This is a genomic window from Streptosporangium sp. NPDC049644 (genome assembly GCF_040675205.1).
Classification (GTDB): domain Bacteria; phylum Actinomycetota; class Actinomycetes; order Streptosporangiales; family Streptosporangiaceae; genus Streptosporangium; species Streptosporangium fukuiense.
The window spans coordinates 1-14,286 of sequence record NZ_JBFAOJ010000099.1; the positions used below are offsets into that span (position 1 = coordinate 1).

Genomic DNA, 14,286 nt, shown 5'->3' on the forward strand with positions numbered 1-14,286 from the left:
CCTCCCCGGGCAACCCCCCCCGCCCCCGCACATGTCGTGCGGTGCCGTCTCACGTTCGCGTCACCCCGCGGGTACACCGTGCCCCCGCCGGGTCACTTGCGCTTGTTGATCTCCTGGATCAGCTCCGGGATCACGTCGTGCAGGTTGCCCACGACGCCGAAGTCGGCGAGCTCGAAGATCGGCGCCTCCGGGTCCTTGTTGATCGCGACGATCGTCTTGGCGGTCTGCATGCCGGCCCGGTGCTGGATGGCACCGGAGATGCCCGCCGCGATGTAGAGCTGCGGCGAGACGGTCTTGCCGGTCTGGCCGACCTGGAACTGGTGCGGGTACCAGCCGGCGTCGGTGGCGGCGCGGGACGCGCCGACGGCCGCGCCGAGCGAGTCGGCCAGCTCCTCGATGATCGAGAACTTCTCGGCCGAGCCGACACCCCGGCCACCGGAGACCACGATCGCGGCCTCGGTGAGCTCCGGGCGCGCGCCCTTCTCCTGCTTGACCCGCTCCACGATCCTGGCGCTCTTGGCGGCCTCGGACACGGTGAAGGAGACCTGCTCCTCGGTCCCCGCGCCCGCGGCGGCCTCGACCGGCGTCGAGTTGGGGCGGACCGCGATGATCGGGGTGCCCTTGGTCACGCGCGACCTGACGTTGACGCCGCCGCCGAAGATGGACTGGTCGGCGACCAGGCCGTCCTCGATGCCCACGACGTCGGTCAGCACACCAGAGTCGATCTTGATGGCGAGGCGGCCGGCGATCTCCTTGGCCTCGGCGGTGGCGGCCACGAGCACCGCGCTCGGCGACTTCTCGGCCACGAGGTGGGCGAGCAGCTCGGCCTTGGGGGCGACGACGTAGTCGCTCACCTCCGCGGAGTCGGCCACATAGATCTTCTCCGCGCCGTACTCGGCCAGCTTGGCCGCGGCCTCGGGCGAGTAGCCGGCGCCGGTCCAGACCGCCGACGGAGCGCCAAGCCTCCTGGCGAGGGTCAGCAGCTCAAGGGTGACCTTTTTGACCTGGCCCTCGACGTGCTCGACCAGAACGAGAATCTCAGACATTTCCAGCTACCCCCGTTCTCAGACGAACTTCTTCGACGCGAGGAAGTCGGCGGCCTTCACGCCACCGTCGCCCTCGTCCTTGACCACCGTGCCCGCCGCGCGCGGCGGAGCGGCCGCGAAGTCGACGACCTCGCTCCAGGAGCCGGCCAGACCCACCTGGGAGGCGTCAACCTCGGCCTCGGCGACGCCGAGCTTCTCGACCGGCTTCTTCTTGGCGGCCATGATGCCCTTGAAAGACGGGTAGCGCGGCTCGTTGATCTTCTCCACCACGGAGACGACGGCGGGCAGCGAGGCCTCGACCCTGTCGTAGCCGTAGTCGGTGACGCGCTGGATGGAGATGGCGCCCTTGTCGATCTGGACCTGGTTGGCGAAGGTGAGCTGCGGCACGCCGAGACGCTCGGCCAGCATGGCGGCGAGGACCCCGGTACGGGCGTCCGTCGACTCCGAACCGAGTACGACCAGGTCGAAGCTGATCTTCTTGAGAGCCTGCGCCAGGGCGTGCGAGGTGCCCAGCGCGTCCGAGCCGTGCAACGCGTCGTCCACCAGGTGGACGGCCTTGTCCGCCCCCATGGCCAGGGCCTTGCGGATGGTGTCGCTCGCCTTGTCGGGACCCATGGTGAGAACGGTCACCTCACCGCCATGAGCCTCCTTCAGACGTAGCGCCTCCTCGACCGCGTATTCGCACAGCTCGTTGATGACGCCGTCGGCGGCGTCGCGATCGAGCGTCTTGTCATCGGACCTCAGCTTGCGCTCGGTCGCCGTGTCGGGGACCTGCTTCACGCAGACGACGATGTTCATGGCTGGTGGCCGACCTCCCGTGGTCGCTTACGCCACCGCGTCACTGCGGTTGGCGCCGGATACTCGGTGCATACACGCGGGGCACGTGCACACTGTGCCAAGACTGCCAGGTGCCCGAGAGCGCCGTGGCAGCGGGTGGCCCGGTTGGGACACGCCCGTCCCTACCCCGAGCCTATGTTACTTATGAGTAGCTTGGCCGCAAACCGCCAGGCCGGACGGCCGGCGACCGGGACCTCGGAGCCCCCAGGGACCCCCGGACCACCATACCGAACTATATTCCGGTGCCTGCTCGCGGGCCCCTTACTCTGGAAACGTACCCCGTGAACCGGCCTGACTAGCTTCGCGCGCTCAGCTGGCCACCAGGATCCCGACCAGGACGAAGACGACGGTGCCCAGCGCGAGCGCCAGCGTGATCGTGCTGAAGAACGCGCTGAGGGCCGCCCACAGCGCGACGGCCCCGGCTCCCGCGGACAGGTCGAGGATCGTGCGTCCGCGGTCCCTGCGGGCGAACAGGGCGATGCCCGCGTCGACGAGCATCGCCGAGCCGTACCCGGTCAGCAGCAGCAGCGCCACCTCGGGCAGCGGTTCCCTGGCGGTCGCGGCCATCAGCGAGACGAGCAGGCCGGTGCCGACGACCCAGCGGCGGTGCAGCACGACCCTGCGACGCTCGCGTGCCTCCTCCAGCGTGGGCCTGCCCTTCTGCGGGCGGGGGCGGTCGCCCGGCCGCCACTCCCGGGTGGTGAGGCCGTGCATCCCGTTCTCCACCACCGCACGGGGCCGCGGCGGACCCACCACCGGGGCCGCACCCAGCCGGGCCGGCAGCGCGTCCGCGTCAGGCCGGGCCGCGGGGTCGCGCAGCAGGCACTCCCGCAGCAGCGGCTCCAGCCACCCGGGAACGCCTTCGAGGTCGGGAGGGTGGTGGACGACGCGGTAGCCGATCGCCGACGCCGGGCCCGTGCCGTAGGGGTGCCGCGCCGTGGACGCGTACGCCAGCGTCGCCCCGAAGGCGAAGACGTCGGCCTCGGCACCGGACCCGGTGCCCTCCAGCACCTCGGGCGCCAGGTAGCCGGGCGTGCCGAGCACCGCTCCCGAGGCGGTGACCGAGGGCGAGTCGAGCGCGCAGGCGATGCCGAAGTCGATGACGACCGGCTCGCCGTCGCTCAGGATCACGTTCGCGGGTTTGAGGTCGCGGTGCACCACCCCCGCGGCGTGCACGGCCGCCACGGCCTCGGCCAGACCGCGCGCCAGCCGTACGAGATCGTCGCCCGCGACCGGCCCGTCCGCGCCGACCACCTCGCTGAGCGGGCGACCCTGCACGTAGCGGGTGACCAGGTAGGGGCGCGCCCCGTCAAGGGAGGCGTCCAGGACCTCGGCGACGTGCGGGCCCCGGACCAGCCGCATGGTCTCCACCTCGCGGGCCAGCCTGGTCAGCGCCGTCGCGTCGGCCGCGACGTGGGGGTGCAGGATCTTGACCGCCACCGTACGCCCCTCGGGGTCCAGAGCCAGGTGGACCTCGCCGAAACCTCCGGCCCCCAGTCTCGACAGCAGGCGGTAGGGGCCAAGACGTTCACCGTCCGGTGCGACCATGCGACTCCTTCCGGTGGATCTCCTCCATCGTGCCGCAGAGAGGGCGATCCCGCATCGGCTGGATGTCAGGAAACCCCCATCGATGGACGCGGGATACAAACCAGAGGTTTCCCATCGACCACATCCGGCAACCGGGCTTGAAGCCGGCTTGGTGCCGATCTCCAAGAATCGCCCAAGAGAGCGGGGCCAGCCTGTCGTCACCATCCCCGGGTAAGGAGAACCCCGATGACGACCACGCACCGCCCCGCCGTCCCCCAGCTCAGGCTCCCCGGCCAGGCTGCGGCCGTCGACGGCCCACTGGACATGACGAACATGTACCTGGCCCACTACGGCTTCCGCCGCGACCTCGGCCGGCTGCTCACCGCCGTGTGCCAGGTGCGGCTCGACGACCACGCACGCATCGGCGCCTTGGCCGAGCACCTCGACTGGGTGCTGCTGGTGCTGCACCACCACCACACGACCGAGGACACACTCACCTGGCCCCGGCTGAGGCAGCGGGCACCTGAGGCCGCCTCGACGATCGACGCGCTGGAGGCCGAGCACCAGGAGGCCGACCGGTGGCTCGGGGAGGCCCAGAACGCCTTCACCGCGTTCGAGCACCACCCGACCGAGGAGGGCCGCACCAGGTTGGCCGGGGCGCTCCGCTCGCTGGCCGACACGTTGGGCGCCCACCTGGCCCACCAGGAGACCGAAGGCATCCCGCTGATGATGATCCACATCACACCGGAGGAGGACGCCCAGGAGCACCGGAGCATCCGCAGGCAGTACGGCCTGCGCGGCATGATGAAGCTGGTCGCATGGGTCACCTTCGAGCTGCCGCCCGAAGCCGAGGAGCACCTGCGCAGGTTCGCCCCGAAGGATCTGCTGCTGCTCAGCAGGCTGGTCGGCCCCCGTTACCGGCGGCGCATGGCCTACCTGTGGGGCTGAGCCCGCGCCGCGAGGAGATCGAGCTCCGCGGCGCGGCCGTCGTCGCCGGGAGCGCCGCGGGTGCGCCTGATCCCCGCCAGGTCAGAGGCGATCGAGCCGACCAGCTCGTGGGCGTCCATCGCGACGGACACCGCCAGCGCGTGTTCGCCGTGCCCCACCGCCGCGTCGAGGTCGCCCAGCGCCTGCGCGAGCAGGCACAGCGACCGGCTGAGCGGCCACTGGATCATGCAGAGGCCGCCCATCGACATCCGATCCGCGTACGGCAGCGCCTGCTCGTACAGGTCCGCGCACGCCCTCGCGTCGCCGAGCCGCGACCACACCTCGGCGCGTGAGCCGAGCTGCTGCAGGAACAGGAAGCTGTCGGTGACCGGAGGCAGCCGCTCCCAGGGGCCGACCAGTTCCCGAGCCCTGTCGATCCTGCCCGACGCGACCAGCAGCACCGCGTGGGCGTCCCTGATGACGTCGCCGAGGGGCCCGGTCCAGGCGCCCAGTGCCTCCAGCGTCTCCTCGTCGACTGCTCCCCCGCCGATACGGGCCAGCGCGAGCTGTAAGGCCCCCCCGGCGATGCTCACGTCCGCACCCCACATCGAGGTGGCCCTGTGCGCGGCCGAGGTCTCCTCGAACAGGGCTTCGGCGGCGGCGATGTCACCGGAGAGCACCACGGTGCCGAATCTGAGCCAGCCCAGTACGACCCGGACGTAGGGCACGCGCAGCCGCTCGGCCAGGACCGTCGCCTCCTGGAGCACCTTCCTCGCCCTGCCGATCGCGGTGATCTCGAACAGCGCGGCGCTCAGACAGGTCAGCCCGATCGTGAGCAGTTCCTCGTCACCCTCGCCGCGACCGACGCCGACCATCTCCTCGGCCGCCGCGATCCGCTGCTGTGCGCCGTCCGCGGCCTGAAGAGCGAAGTAGCGCGTGTAGAGCGCCCAGCCGAGCAGCAGCGGATCGCCCACCTCGCGTGCCAGTTCCACCGCCTCCCCGCTCAGCCGGTCGCGCTCGGCGAGCGTGCTCTTCGGCAGGTAGGTGCTGTCCAGCGCCAGGCAGGCCAGCACCCGCACGCGGGAGCGCCGGTCGAGCCCGGGGTCGGCCGCCAGCTCGGACAGCTCGGCGAGCAGCTCGACGTCGTAGTACCCGTGCTCCTCCCACGGGCGAAGGATCCGCCCTCCGTACCCGGTGGCCGCTGCGACCCGGCGTCCCAGGTCACCCACCTCGCGGGCCAGCCGCCGGGCGTCGTTCAGCGCGTCGCGCTGCCCCCGCGCGTCACCGGCCCCGATCCTGGCGTCCGCCAGCGCGAACAACAGGTCCATCCGGTCGGCCGGGGTGATCTCGGGGTCTCCCTCCGCCACCGTGACGGCCCTGCCAAGCAGGTCCGCCGCGGCGTCGTAGGCCCGCAGCCCCATCGCCTCGCGGGCGGCCCGCCAGGCGGAACGCCAGGCCCTCGGGGCGTGCCCGGCGGGCACGGCGAACAGCCAGTGGTGCGCGGCGGCTGCCAGCCGCTCGGACGCCGAACCGCCCTTCCTGCCATCGAGCACCCCGGCGATCCCGGCGTGCAGGCGTGCCCTGCGCAGCGGGGAAACGGCGCCGGCCAGCGCCTCCTGCACCAGGGCGTGCACGAACTTGAAGCGCCCCGGCCGTCCCTTCGCGACGAGCGCATCGGCCAGCGCGGGCTCCAGCCGGTCGAGCGTCTCATCGAGCGTCAGGCCCATGACCTCCGCGACGAGCACGGCCTCGAACTCGCGCCCGCTCACCGCGGCGACCCGGAGCAGCTCGGCGGTCGGGCCCGGCGTTCTTCCCACCCGGCCCATGACGACGTCGCGCACTCCCAGCGGCAGCGCGCCCGGTGGATCCGCTCCGGTGGACATGTGGCGGACGAGTTCGGTGACGAAGAACGGGTTGCCGTCGGTGCGGTCGTGGAGCGAGCGCAGGACCTCCGCCGGCGTGCCCTCGGGAGTGAGCCCGCCCAGCTCCTCCGCGGTCAGCCCGGAGAGCGGCAACCGTACGGCGTGCCTGCGGGACATCGCCTCGAAGGCGTCGGCGAGCGCGCCCGAGGGCGGTGAGTGGACCCGCGCGGTGCCCGCGATCGCCAGCGCCCCGTCGGTGAAGGTTTCCGCGAGGTAGCCGAGCAGCCGCAGCGAGGACGGGTCGGCCCAGTGCAGGTCGTCCAGGACCACGAGGACGGGCTGGACCGCCGCGGCGGCGGCCAGCACCCGCGCGGCGGCCTGGTAGGTACGGAAGCGCGAACCCTCCGGGTCCGTCGGCGTCGCCGAACCGATGCCGGGCAGGTTGTCCCTGACGTCCTCCGCCTGTGTGGGGAGCGTCCCGGTCAGCTGCTCCAGAACGGTCACCCAGGGCCAGAACGCGGGCGCCCCCTCGGTCGCCGCGCACCGTCCCACCGCGACGGCGAACCCCCGCGCCTGGGCTCCGCTCACCATCTCTTCGGTCAGCCGGGTCTTCCCGATGCCCGGCTCCCCGGTGATCAGCGCGAATCCGGGCTCGCCCCCGGCGACCTGGTCGAGGATCCCCCGCACCGTGGCGAGCTCGGCCCCACGTCCGGCCAGCCTCCGCCGCACCGCGCCGAGTCCCTGGGGCGGCGCCTCACGAGGGCCGGTGGCCGCGGTCGTGGGCGCCGTACCGCCGTGGTCTCCGGGAACCCCGGGGTGCAGGCTCGGCGCCTGGGCAAGGATGTCACGTTCCAGGGCGCGCAGTTCGCCGCCGGGGTCGATGCCCAGCTCCTCCGCGAGGATCCGACGCGCGGTGCGCAGGGTGTCGAGGGCCTCGCCCTGGCGCCCGCTCCGGTAGAGCGCCAGTGCCCGCAGCCCCCACAGCCGCTCGCGCAACGGGTGCTCTCGCGTCATGGCCTCCAGGTCGCCCAGTACCTCGGTGTGGCGGGCCTGCTCGATGACGGCGGACACCCGCAGCTCGCGGGCGCGCTCCCGGGCCTCGGCCAGCCGCGCCTGGGCGGCCACGACGTACTCCTGCCCGTCGAGGTCGGCGTAGGGGTCGCCCCACCACAGCTCCAGCGCGCGGGTCGCGGCCCGCTCCGCCTCGGCGGGCACCTTCGCCCTGCCTGCCTCCTCGACGAGGCGGAGAAACCGCCCGGCGTCGACGTGACCTGGGTCGATTCGCAGTGCGTAGCCGACCGGGCCGAGCGTGAGCAGCCTGCTCGGGGCCCGGGGTGTCCGTTCCGGCTCCAGCACCCTGCGCAGGTTGGAGATGTAGGCGTGCAGTGAGGCCGTCGCCTCGGCGGGGGCGTCGCGCCCCCAGAGCCGATCGGTCAGGACCGCCGGGCTGACCGGCCGCCCCTCGGCGAGCACCAGGATCGCGAGCAGCATCCGGACCTTGAGCGACCCCACCTCATAGGGTCGCCCGTCGCGTACGATCTCGACCGGCCCGAGCACCCGGATCTCCACAGGTCCGCCTTCGCCAGCGATATCGTCACTTCCAGAACGTCAGGAACCCGAGGCCGAGGCTTGTCATCAGGTCGTCGAGGAGGCCGCCGACGAGGTCGAGCACGCCCATCGCGCCCTCGTTCGCCGACTGCCGCCACTGCGCCGTGAGGTTGTCGACGACATCGGTCGGCTGCTGCCACGGGGAGAAGGAGGGAACCACGCTCAGCGCGGCCATCACCGCGAAGAACGCCAGCGTACCCAGGACGATCGTGGTCACCATGCCCGCGCCGGGGCTCCGGATGATCCCGCTCAGCGCGCGGGCGACGGCCTTGCGCGGCTTGCCGCCGCCGGGCAGGACGAACAGCCCGGCCGCGAAGGCGCCGGCCGCGTAGGCGGCCGCGTGGTTCTTGTTCATGTCACCGGCGTAGACCAGGACCCCCCACACGCACATGCCGAACATGGCGGAGAGCATCGAGGTGACCAGCGTCGCGAAGGTGGCCCTGATCAACGCCCACGGGGTGCCGAGCAGCGCGAGCAGCGGGTCGGTGGCGCTGCTGCCCCTGATCGAGCGGCGCTGGACCAGGTCCCCGAACAGGTACTCCCCCACCCGCAGGCAGAGCGCGGCGGCCAGCGCGAACACGCTCACCACCACCGGCAGCATGCAGGCCACCGCCACCAGGATCGTCAGCAGCAGGAACGCGGCCAGCGGGTGGCTGGCGCGGTAGCGCTCCTGCGGCGGGGTCCTGGGCGCGGGCGCGGGCCGCTCCTGCGGCGGGGTGTGCGGCCGCGCCTGGACCGGCGGCGGGTAGTGCCTCGACGGGCCGGTCGGCGGCGGCGCCGGGTATCCGGCCACCCGCTGGTCGGGGTAGGGCGGCGGTGCCGCGCCCCTGGCCTGCGCCGAGGGCGTCGCGGGGACGTAGGGCGGCGGCTGGGGGGCCGGGACGTACGGCGGCGGAGCGGTCCCCGCGCCGGACGCCTGGCCGGACTCCTGCCTCGGCCTGCGCTCGCGCCGCTCCGGCTTGGCGTACTCGACCGGCGGGAGCAGGTCGGCGTAGCCGTCGTCCTGCGGCAGGACGCGGGTGCCGTTCGGCGGGGGCGGCGGGGGCGGCGGGCTCTGGCCGTCCAGGATCCTGGTGCCGTCGGTGTTGAGGACCTGCGTCCCGCCGTCGAGGACGGCGGTGGGCGGCGTCTCGTGGAAGGTCGTCACCGTCGGGTCGAGGGCGCGGGCCATCCGGTGCAGCTCCGTCGCGGACGGCCGGGCGGCGGGGTCGACGGCCAGTGCCCGCTTGAGCCAGCCTCGCAGCCACCCGGGGGCCTTGTCGACGTTCGCCCGGCCCTCCATGATGTTGAAGCAGACGACCTCGAAGCTGCCCGTGCCGAACGGCGGCTGACCGGTCGCGCCGAAGAAGACCGTCGAGGCCAGCGCGTGCACGTCGGCCGCCTGGGTGATCTCGGAGTCACGGATGATCTCCGGGGCGAGGTAGCCGGGGGTACCGACGAACATGCCGGTCTGGGTCAGCCTGGTCGCGTTGACCAGGTGCGCGATGCCGAAGTCGATGACCAGCGGGTCACCGTTGACGATCATCACGTTGGACGGCTTGAAGTCGCGGTGGATGACGTCGGCGGCGTGGATGGCCACCAGTGCCGCGCACATGCCCTGCGCCAGCCGAATGACCTGGTCCGCGGGGAGCGGGCCGTCCTGCAGGACGGTCTCCTCCAGCGTGCGCCCGGGGGCGAACCGGGTCACGATGTAGGGCTGCCTGGCCGTCAGCTCGGCGTCGAGCACCTCGGCGACGTGCGGGCTGCGCACCCGCCGCATGGTCTCCACCTCGCGGGTGAGCCGGTCGCGGGCCTTGAGGTCGGCCGCCACGTGCGGGTGCAGGACCTTGACGGCCACCTCGCGCCCGTCCTCGTCGATCCCGAGGTGGACGACGCCCATGCCGCCCTCGCCGATCTTTCTGAGCAGCCGGTACGGGCCCAGCCTCTCGGGCGCCCGCGTGTCCCCCGTCATCACGCCGCCTTCTTTCGTAGGTCGCTCAGTTCGTCCACCACCGTTCCGACGTCGACCGGCGTCCACACCGCCGGCCGTGCCCTGTCCCCCACGGTGCCGATCGCCAGGAAGACCATCAGCGCCGCCACCGCGCCCAGCGCCGCGGCGGCGATCATGGCCGCGCCGCGTGACGGCAGCAGTGATGCCAGCGTACGTCGCATCTGGCGGCTGGGGCCCTCCACACCGGGTCCGGCGCAGACGGTCCAGAGCGCGACGGCCACGCCCCAGCTCAGCGTGTTGGCGATGGGCATGCTCCCGACCAGCACGGCGAGCAGGAGCGTCACCGGCAGGCCGAGGATCAGCGCGTACGGCACCAGGGCGACGGTGATGCCGATCGACTTCAGGAGCGCGGCCGGCTGGCCGAGCACCCGGAGGACGTCGGTGGCCGCCTCGCCGGCGGTCCTGCGGGCGTTCAGGACCGGCTGGGCGATGTCGGCGGCGCGAAGCAGGATCGCCACCGGGATGGCCACCGCGGCGACGATCAGCGGGGCGATGACCGCCGCGATCGTCATGATGACCAGCATCAGCACGCTCACCACCCCGTACGCCCTGGAACGCTGCAACGCGTGCCCCGGCCGCTGCCCGGGGTGGAGCGGCGACGGCGCGGGGTACTGCTGGGCCTGCTGGGGGTACTGCTGGGCCTGCGTGGGGGGCTGGGGGTGCGAGTAGGGGTAGGGCGGGGGTGCGGGGGTACGGACGTGCGGGGTCTGCTGCTGATCGAACGGGGCCTGCCGCTGCGGGTAGGACTGCGGGGTGCCCGCCTGCGGCGCCCGGCCCTGCTGGCCCGGCTGCCCCTGGTAGCCGCCCTGCTGGTTCTGGCCCTGCTGGCCCGGCTGGCCCGGCTGGTTGGTGTACTGACGGATGTACTCCTGCAGGTCCTGAGGGCGGACCCGCTGGGTGGGGATGTCCCCGTCGGGAACCGGCGCGGTGCGGCCCCGGTCGTCGACCCTGGCCCCCGGCTGGTCACGGACGGCGGAGACGGGCGGGGAGCCATGGGCCGCGCCCGGGGTGCGGGTGGGCACGTCCTCCGGAGCGAGCATGCCGGTGGGCAGGTCGTGCGCGGACTGCTGGGCCGCCGCCTGGCGCAGTTCCTCGGGGGTCACCCGGCGGGTCGGCCACGGGTCGGCCTGCTCCTCGCCGAGCAGCGAGACGTACTCGTGGGGCTGGGCCACGGGGGTGGGCGGCCAGGGAGTGGGCGGGACCGCCGGACGGGACGCCACCGGGGTCGGCACGTCGCCGGGGTCGCCACGGAGACCGGGATCACCGCGGAGACCCGGGTCAGGGGCAGCGCGAAAGCCGGGAGCGGGGGCGTCGAACTCCGCGACCGTGGTGATCTCGTCCGGCACCCGGGGCCGGCCGGTGTCCGGCAGCAGGCGCCCCACCTGCGCCGCCAGGTCGGCGGCCGAGGGGCGCCTGGCCGGGTCGCGCTGAAGCGCGGCCCGCAGCACCGGCTGGAGCTCGCGCGGGACGGCCTCGACGTTCGCCTTGCCCGCGGTGATGTTGTAGAAGATCATCTCCAGCGTGCCCTTGCCGAAGGGCGGCTGGCCGGTGGCGGCGAAGACCAGGGTGCCCGCCCAGGCATGCACGTCGACCTCGGGGCCGGCCTCGTGTCCCTCGATGATCTCGGGGGCGAGGTAGCCGGGCGTGCCGATGAACATGCCGGTCTGGGTGAGCCTGGTCGCGTCGACGGCCTGGGCGATGCCGAAGTCGATGAGGACCGGCTGGCCGTCCAGGATGAGGACGTTGCCGGGCTTGAGGTCGCGGTGGATCACGCCGACCGAGTGCACGGCGGCCAGCGCCGACGCCACACCGTGCGCGACCCGCAGCAGCGCGGGCAGCTCCATGGGGCCGTCCTGCTTGACCACCTCGTCCAGCGGCCGACCGGCGACGTATCGCGTCACGATGTAGGGGCGGTGGCCGGTCACGTCGGCGTCGACGACCTCGGCGATGTGCTCGCTGCGCACCCGCCGCATCGTCTCGACCTCACGCGAAAGGCGGCGACGGGCGACGTCGTCGCCCGCCACCTCGGCGCGGAGCACCTTCACCGCGACCTGTCGGCCCTGTGGGTCGACCGCGAGGTGAACCACCCCCATACCGCCCTCGCCGAGCCGCCGCAGCAGCCGGTAAGGGCCCAATCGGTCGTCCTGATTCATGGCATGAAGCACCATATCGGCTTAGACCCCGCCCATGAGATGAACCATCGGGCCACATTTTCCGACTGAATAACGTTCACAGAACCCCGTCGGTTTCCCGATTCCCGCTCTCACTTAATCTCATTTTCGCTTCAGTTCGCCAGACGGAGAACCTGCGCCGTTTTCAACCCTGCCAGCAGGGAGCCCGACACCGCCAGTTTGGAGCGACGGACCCCGCTGCCGATCACGACCTCCGGATGGGCCGCCACCGCCTCGTCGACGAGCACCGGCCAGTCCTCGGGCAGCCCGAGCGGGGTGATCCCGCCGTACTCCATGCCGGTCAGCGTGACCGCGTCGTCCATCGGCGCGAACGAGATCTTCCGCGCGTCCAGGTGACGCCGGACCACGCCGTTGACGTCGGCCCTCGTGGTGGCGAGCACCATGCACGCCGCGTAGCGGACCTCCCCCGCGCGCCTGGCCGCCACGATCACGCAGTTGGCCGACTCGCCCAGGCCCACGCCGTAGCGCTCGCAGAAGGCCGCCGTGTCGGCCAGTCCCGGGTCGATCTCGGCGACCTCGATCTCGCCGAGGCCCCCGTCGGGCCCGCCGACCGCCCGCGCCACCGGCTCGGCCAGCAGGTCCAGCCGCTCGGCGGCACTCGTCCAGTCAAGTGTTCCGATCGCCATCGCCGTCTCATCTCCCTCGGTTTTCCTTCGCACCGAAGACCTTACGGCCGCGCCGGAGAACTCAGGAGGTCGCGCTCAGCACCCGGCGGTGCAGCTCGGTGACCGTCCTCCTCGCCGACTCCATCGCGCCGGCCTGCCAGGCGATCAGCCGGGTGAGCCAGTCCCCGGCGAAGTAGACCCGCCCCGCCGGGCGCTGGAGGAGGGCGAAAGCACCCTCGTGGGAGGGCCAGCCCACCCAGCCTCCCTCGATGTACGGCGTGCGCCGCCAGGCGATCGAGACGCTGGAACGCAGCTCGGAGCGGTACTTCTCACCGTGGATCTTCTTGCCCTGGGTGAGCGCCCGCTTTCGGCGATCACTGTGGGAGAGCGCGCCGTAGAGGTCGGCGTTCGGTCCGACGTTGTAGTAGCCGACCAGCAGGCCACCGCGGGAGTGGTAGCCGTGGGAGGGGTACCAGATGTGGGTGATGTCCAGGTCGGTCTCGGTGACACCGCCGTAGATGCGGTCGTCGATCTCCCACCAGCGCCTGCCGTACTCCAGACCGATCTTGCCCGCGGAGACCGGGACGGGCGTGCGGAGCGCGGCGGTGACCGGGGTGCCGAGGTTGTGCGGCAGGCGCGCGAGCAGGTGGGGCGGCAGGGTCGCGATGCAGTAGTCGGCGCGGACCGTGCCGCCCCGGTGGGTCACCTCCACCCCGTCGGGCAGGTTCCTTATCCCGGTGACCGGGGTGCCCGTCCTGATCCGGTCTCGGCCGACCGCGTCGGCGAGCGCGCCGGCGATCGTGTCCATGCCGCCCACCGGCTGGAACATCGGCATCGCCTGGTCGTAGCCGAAGTCCATGGTGACGGCCCTGCCGGTGCCCGCGGCGAGCACGTCCCGCAGCGAGGGCGTCGCCCCCAGGGGAACGCCCTCGTCCACTCCCGGATAGGTCTCGAAGCCCCGCCGTGCCGAGCCTCGGTAGGTGAGGTCGGAACCCAGGTCGCCGAAGCGCCGCAGGAACTCCGCCAGCCGCTCGCGGTCGTCTGCGGTGAGCCTGCGGTTCAGCGCGCCGGCGTTGCTCGCCTTGGCCAGCAGCTCCGCGACGTAGCCGTACAGGTCCGCGCGGGCGGTACGCGCCCGGACCGGGGCGGTCATGTTCTCGTTGTAGACGTACGCCGAGGCGTTGTTGTTGACGAACGTCTCGATGGGGACGCCCAGCTCGCGGCAGTAGTCCATGGTGACCATCCACGGCGCGATCCGCCCGGCCCCCGCGTTGAAGTAGGTGCCCTCCTCGAACGCGGCGGTCTGCGGCTCGCCGCCCAGTTCGTCCAGCCGGTCGCCCGCGCGCAGCGTGATGGTCCTGCCGCCCACCCGGCCGGACGCCTCCAGGACCGTGCAGTCGTATCCGGCCTTGCCCAGCTCGTAGGCACAGGTCAGCCCGGCGATACTGGCACCGAGGACGACCACCTTGGCCGCCGCCTTCCCGCTGAGGGAGAAGTCGGAGGGCTGCGGGGGGGTGAAGTCCTTCTCCTGGGACTCCGGGGCGAGGCCGAGCGCGCCCATGGCCGCGAACATGGCTCCGGCCCCCCCGGCCGCGCCCACCCCGACCAGCAGTGCCCTGCGCGTCAGTCCTCCGCCTCTGCCGGGGGCGGCCTGGGCGGCGGGCTCCGTCTCGTCACTCATCGAAGGTCTTC

General features: G+C 72.6%; 9 protein-coding genes. 1 reads left to right on the top strand and 8 read right to left on the bottom strand.

Translation table 11 applies throughout. The features are described 5' to 3' along the window. Positions 1-92 precede the first annotated feature (92 nt). The 3 genes from AB0J58_RS36395 to AB0J58_RS36405 all read right to left on the bottom strand — a co-directional run bounded on the left by AB0J58_RS36395 (position 93) and on the right by AB0J58_RS36405 (position 3,431). A complete protein-coding gene (locus AB0J58_RS36395; RefSeq protein ID WP_364224452.1) occupies positions 93-1,046 on the bottom strand; it encodes an electron transfer flavoprotein subunit alpha/FixB family protein in 954 nt (317 codons plus the stop codon). 18 nt (positions 1,047-1,064) lie between these two features. Further along, positions 1,065-1,844, bottom strand: a complete 780-nt coding sequence (locus AB0J58_RS36400; protein WP_343976863.1) for an electron transfer flavoprotein subunit beta/FixA family protein — start codon at positions 1,842-1,844, stop codon at positions 1,065-1,067. 348 nt (positions 1,845-2,192) lie between these two features. After that, positions 2,193-3,431: a serine/threonine-protein kinase gene (locus AB0J58_RS36405; protein WP_364224454.1), complete on the bottom strand. Its 1,239-nt coding sequence runs from the start codon at positions 3,429-3,431 to the stop codon at positions 2,193-2,195. A 225-nt stretch (positions 3,432-3,656) separates the two neighbouring features. Here AB0J58_RS36405 and AB0J58_RS36410 point away from each other — a divergent pair, with 225 nt between their 5' ends. Continuing rightward, positions 3,657-4,358 (top strand): hemerythrin domain-containing protein, encoded by a 702-nt coding sequence (locus tag AB0J58_RS36410; RefSeq protein WP_364224456.1) that lies wholly within the window; start codon positions 3,657-3,659, stop codon positions 4,356-4,358. Here the strand turns inward: AB0J58_RS36410 and AB0J58_RS36415 are convergent. The 5 genes from AB0J58_RS36415 to AB0J58_RS36435 all read right to left on the bottom strand — a co-directional run bounded on the left by AB0J58_RS36415 (position 4,343) and on the right by AB0J58_RS36435 (position 14,275). Further along, positions 4,343-7,768 carry a BTAD domain-containing putative transcriptional regulator gene (locus tag AB0J58_RS36415; protein WP_364224458.1) on the bottom strand — a complete coding sequence of 1,142 codons (3,426 nt, stop codon included), beginning with the start codon at positions 7,766-7,768 and terminating at the stop codon, positions 4,343-4,345. The two genes, AB0J58_RS36410 and AB0J58_RS36415, sit on opposite strands and share 16 nt — an antisense overlap. 25 nt (positions 7,769-7,793) lie before the next feature. Further along, entirely contained in the window at positions 7,794-9,758 is a 1,965-nt protein-coding gene (locus tag AB0J58_RS36420; protein WP_364224460.1) for a protein kinase, read from the bottom strand. Then, positions 9,758-11,950 (bottom strand): protein kinase, encoded by a 2,193-nt coding sequence (locus AB0J58_RS36425; RefSeq protein WP_364224462.1) that lies wholly within the window; start codon positions 11,948-11,950, stop codon positions 9,758-9,760. The genes AB0J58_RS36420 and AB0J58_RS36425 overlap by 1 nt, the downstream gene beginning before the upstream one ends. Positions 11,951-12,081: 131 nt before the next feature. After that, positions 12,082-12,615, bottom strand: coding sequence for a YbaK/EbsC family protein (locus tag AB0J58_RS36430; protein WP_364224464.1), 534 nt, complete (start codon positions 12,613-12,615; stop codon positions 12,082-12,084). Positions 12,616-12,676: 61 nt separating this feature from the next. Further along, a complete protein-coding gene (locus AB0J58_RS36435; protein WP_364224466.1) occupies positions 12,677-14,275 on the bottom strand; it encodes an FAD-dependent oxidoreductase in 1,599 nt (532 codons plus the stop codon). Positions 14,276-14,286 lie beyond the last annotated feature (11 nt).

What these genes read in the sequence shown, in the direction of transcription:
- AB0J58_RS36395 (WP_364224452.1), bottom strand. Translation starts at nt 1,046, where the DNA reads ATGTCTGAGATTCTCGTTCTGGTCGAGCACGTCGAGGGCCAGGTCAAA.
- AB0J58_RS36400 (WP_343976863.1), bottom strand. Translation starts at nt 1,844, where the DNA reads ATGAACATCGTCGTCTGCGTGAAGCAGGTCCCCGACACGGCGACCGAG.
- AB0J58_RS36405 (WP_364224454.1), bottom strand. Translation starts at nt 3,431, where the DNA reads ATGGTCGCACCGGACGGTGAACGTCTTGGCCCCTACCGCCTGCTGTCG.
- AB0J58_RS36410 (WP_364224456.1), top strand. Translation starts at nt 3,657, where the DNA reads ATGACGACCACGCACCGCCCCGCCGTCCCCCAGCTCAGGCTCCCCGGC.
- AB0J58_RS36420 (WP_364224460.1), bottom strand. Translation starts at nt 9,758, where the DNA reads ATGACGGGGGACACGCGGGCGCCCGAGAGGCTGGGCCCGTACCGGCTG.
- AB0J58_RS36425 (WP_364224462.1), bottom strand. Translation starts at nt 11,950, where the DNA reads ATGAATCAGGACGACCGATTGGGCCCTTACCGGCTGCTGCGGCGGCTC.
- AB0J58_RS36430 (WP_364224464.1), bottom strand. Translation starts at nt 12,615, where the DNA reads ATGGCGATCGGAACACTTGACTGGACGAGTGCCGCCGAGCGGCTGGAC.
- AB0J58_RS36435 (WP_364224466.1), bottom strand. Translation starts at nt 14,275, where the DNA reads ATGAGTGACGAGACGGAGCCCGCCGCCCAGGCCGCCCCCGGCAGAGGC.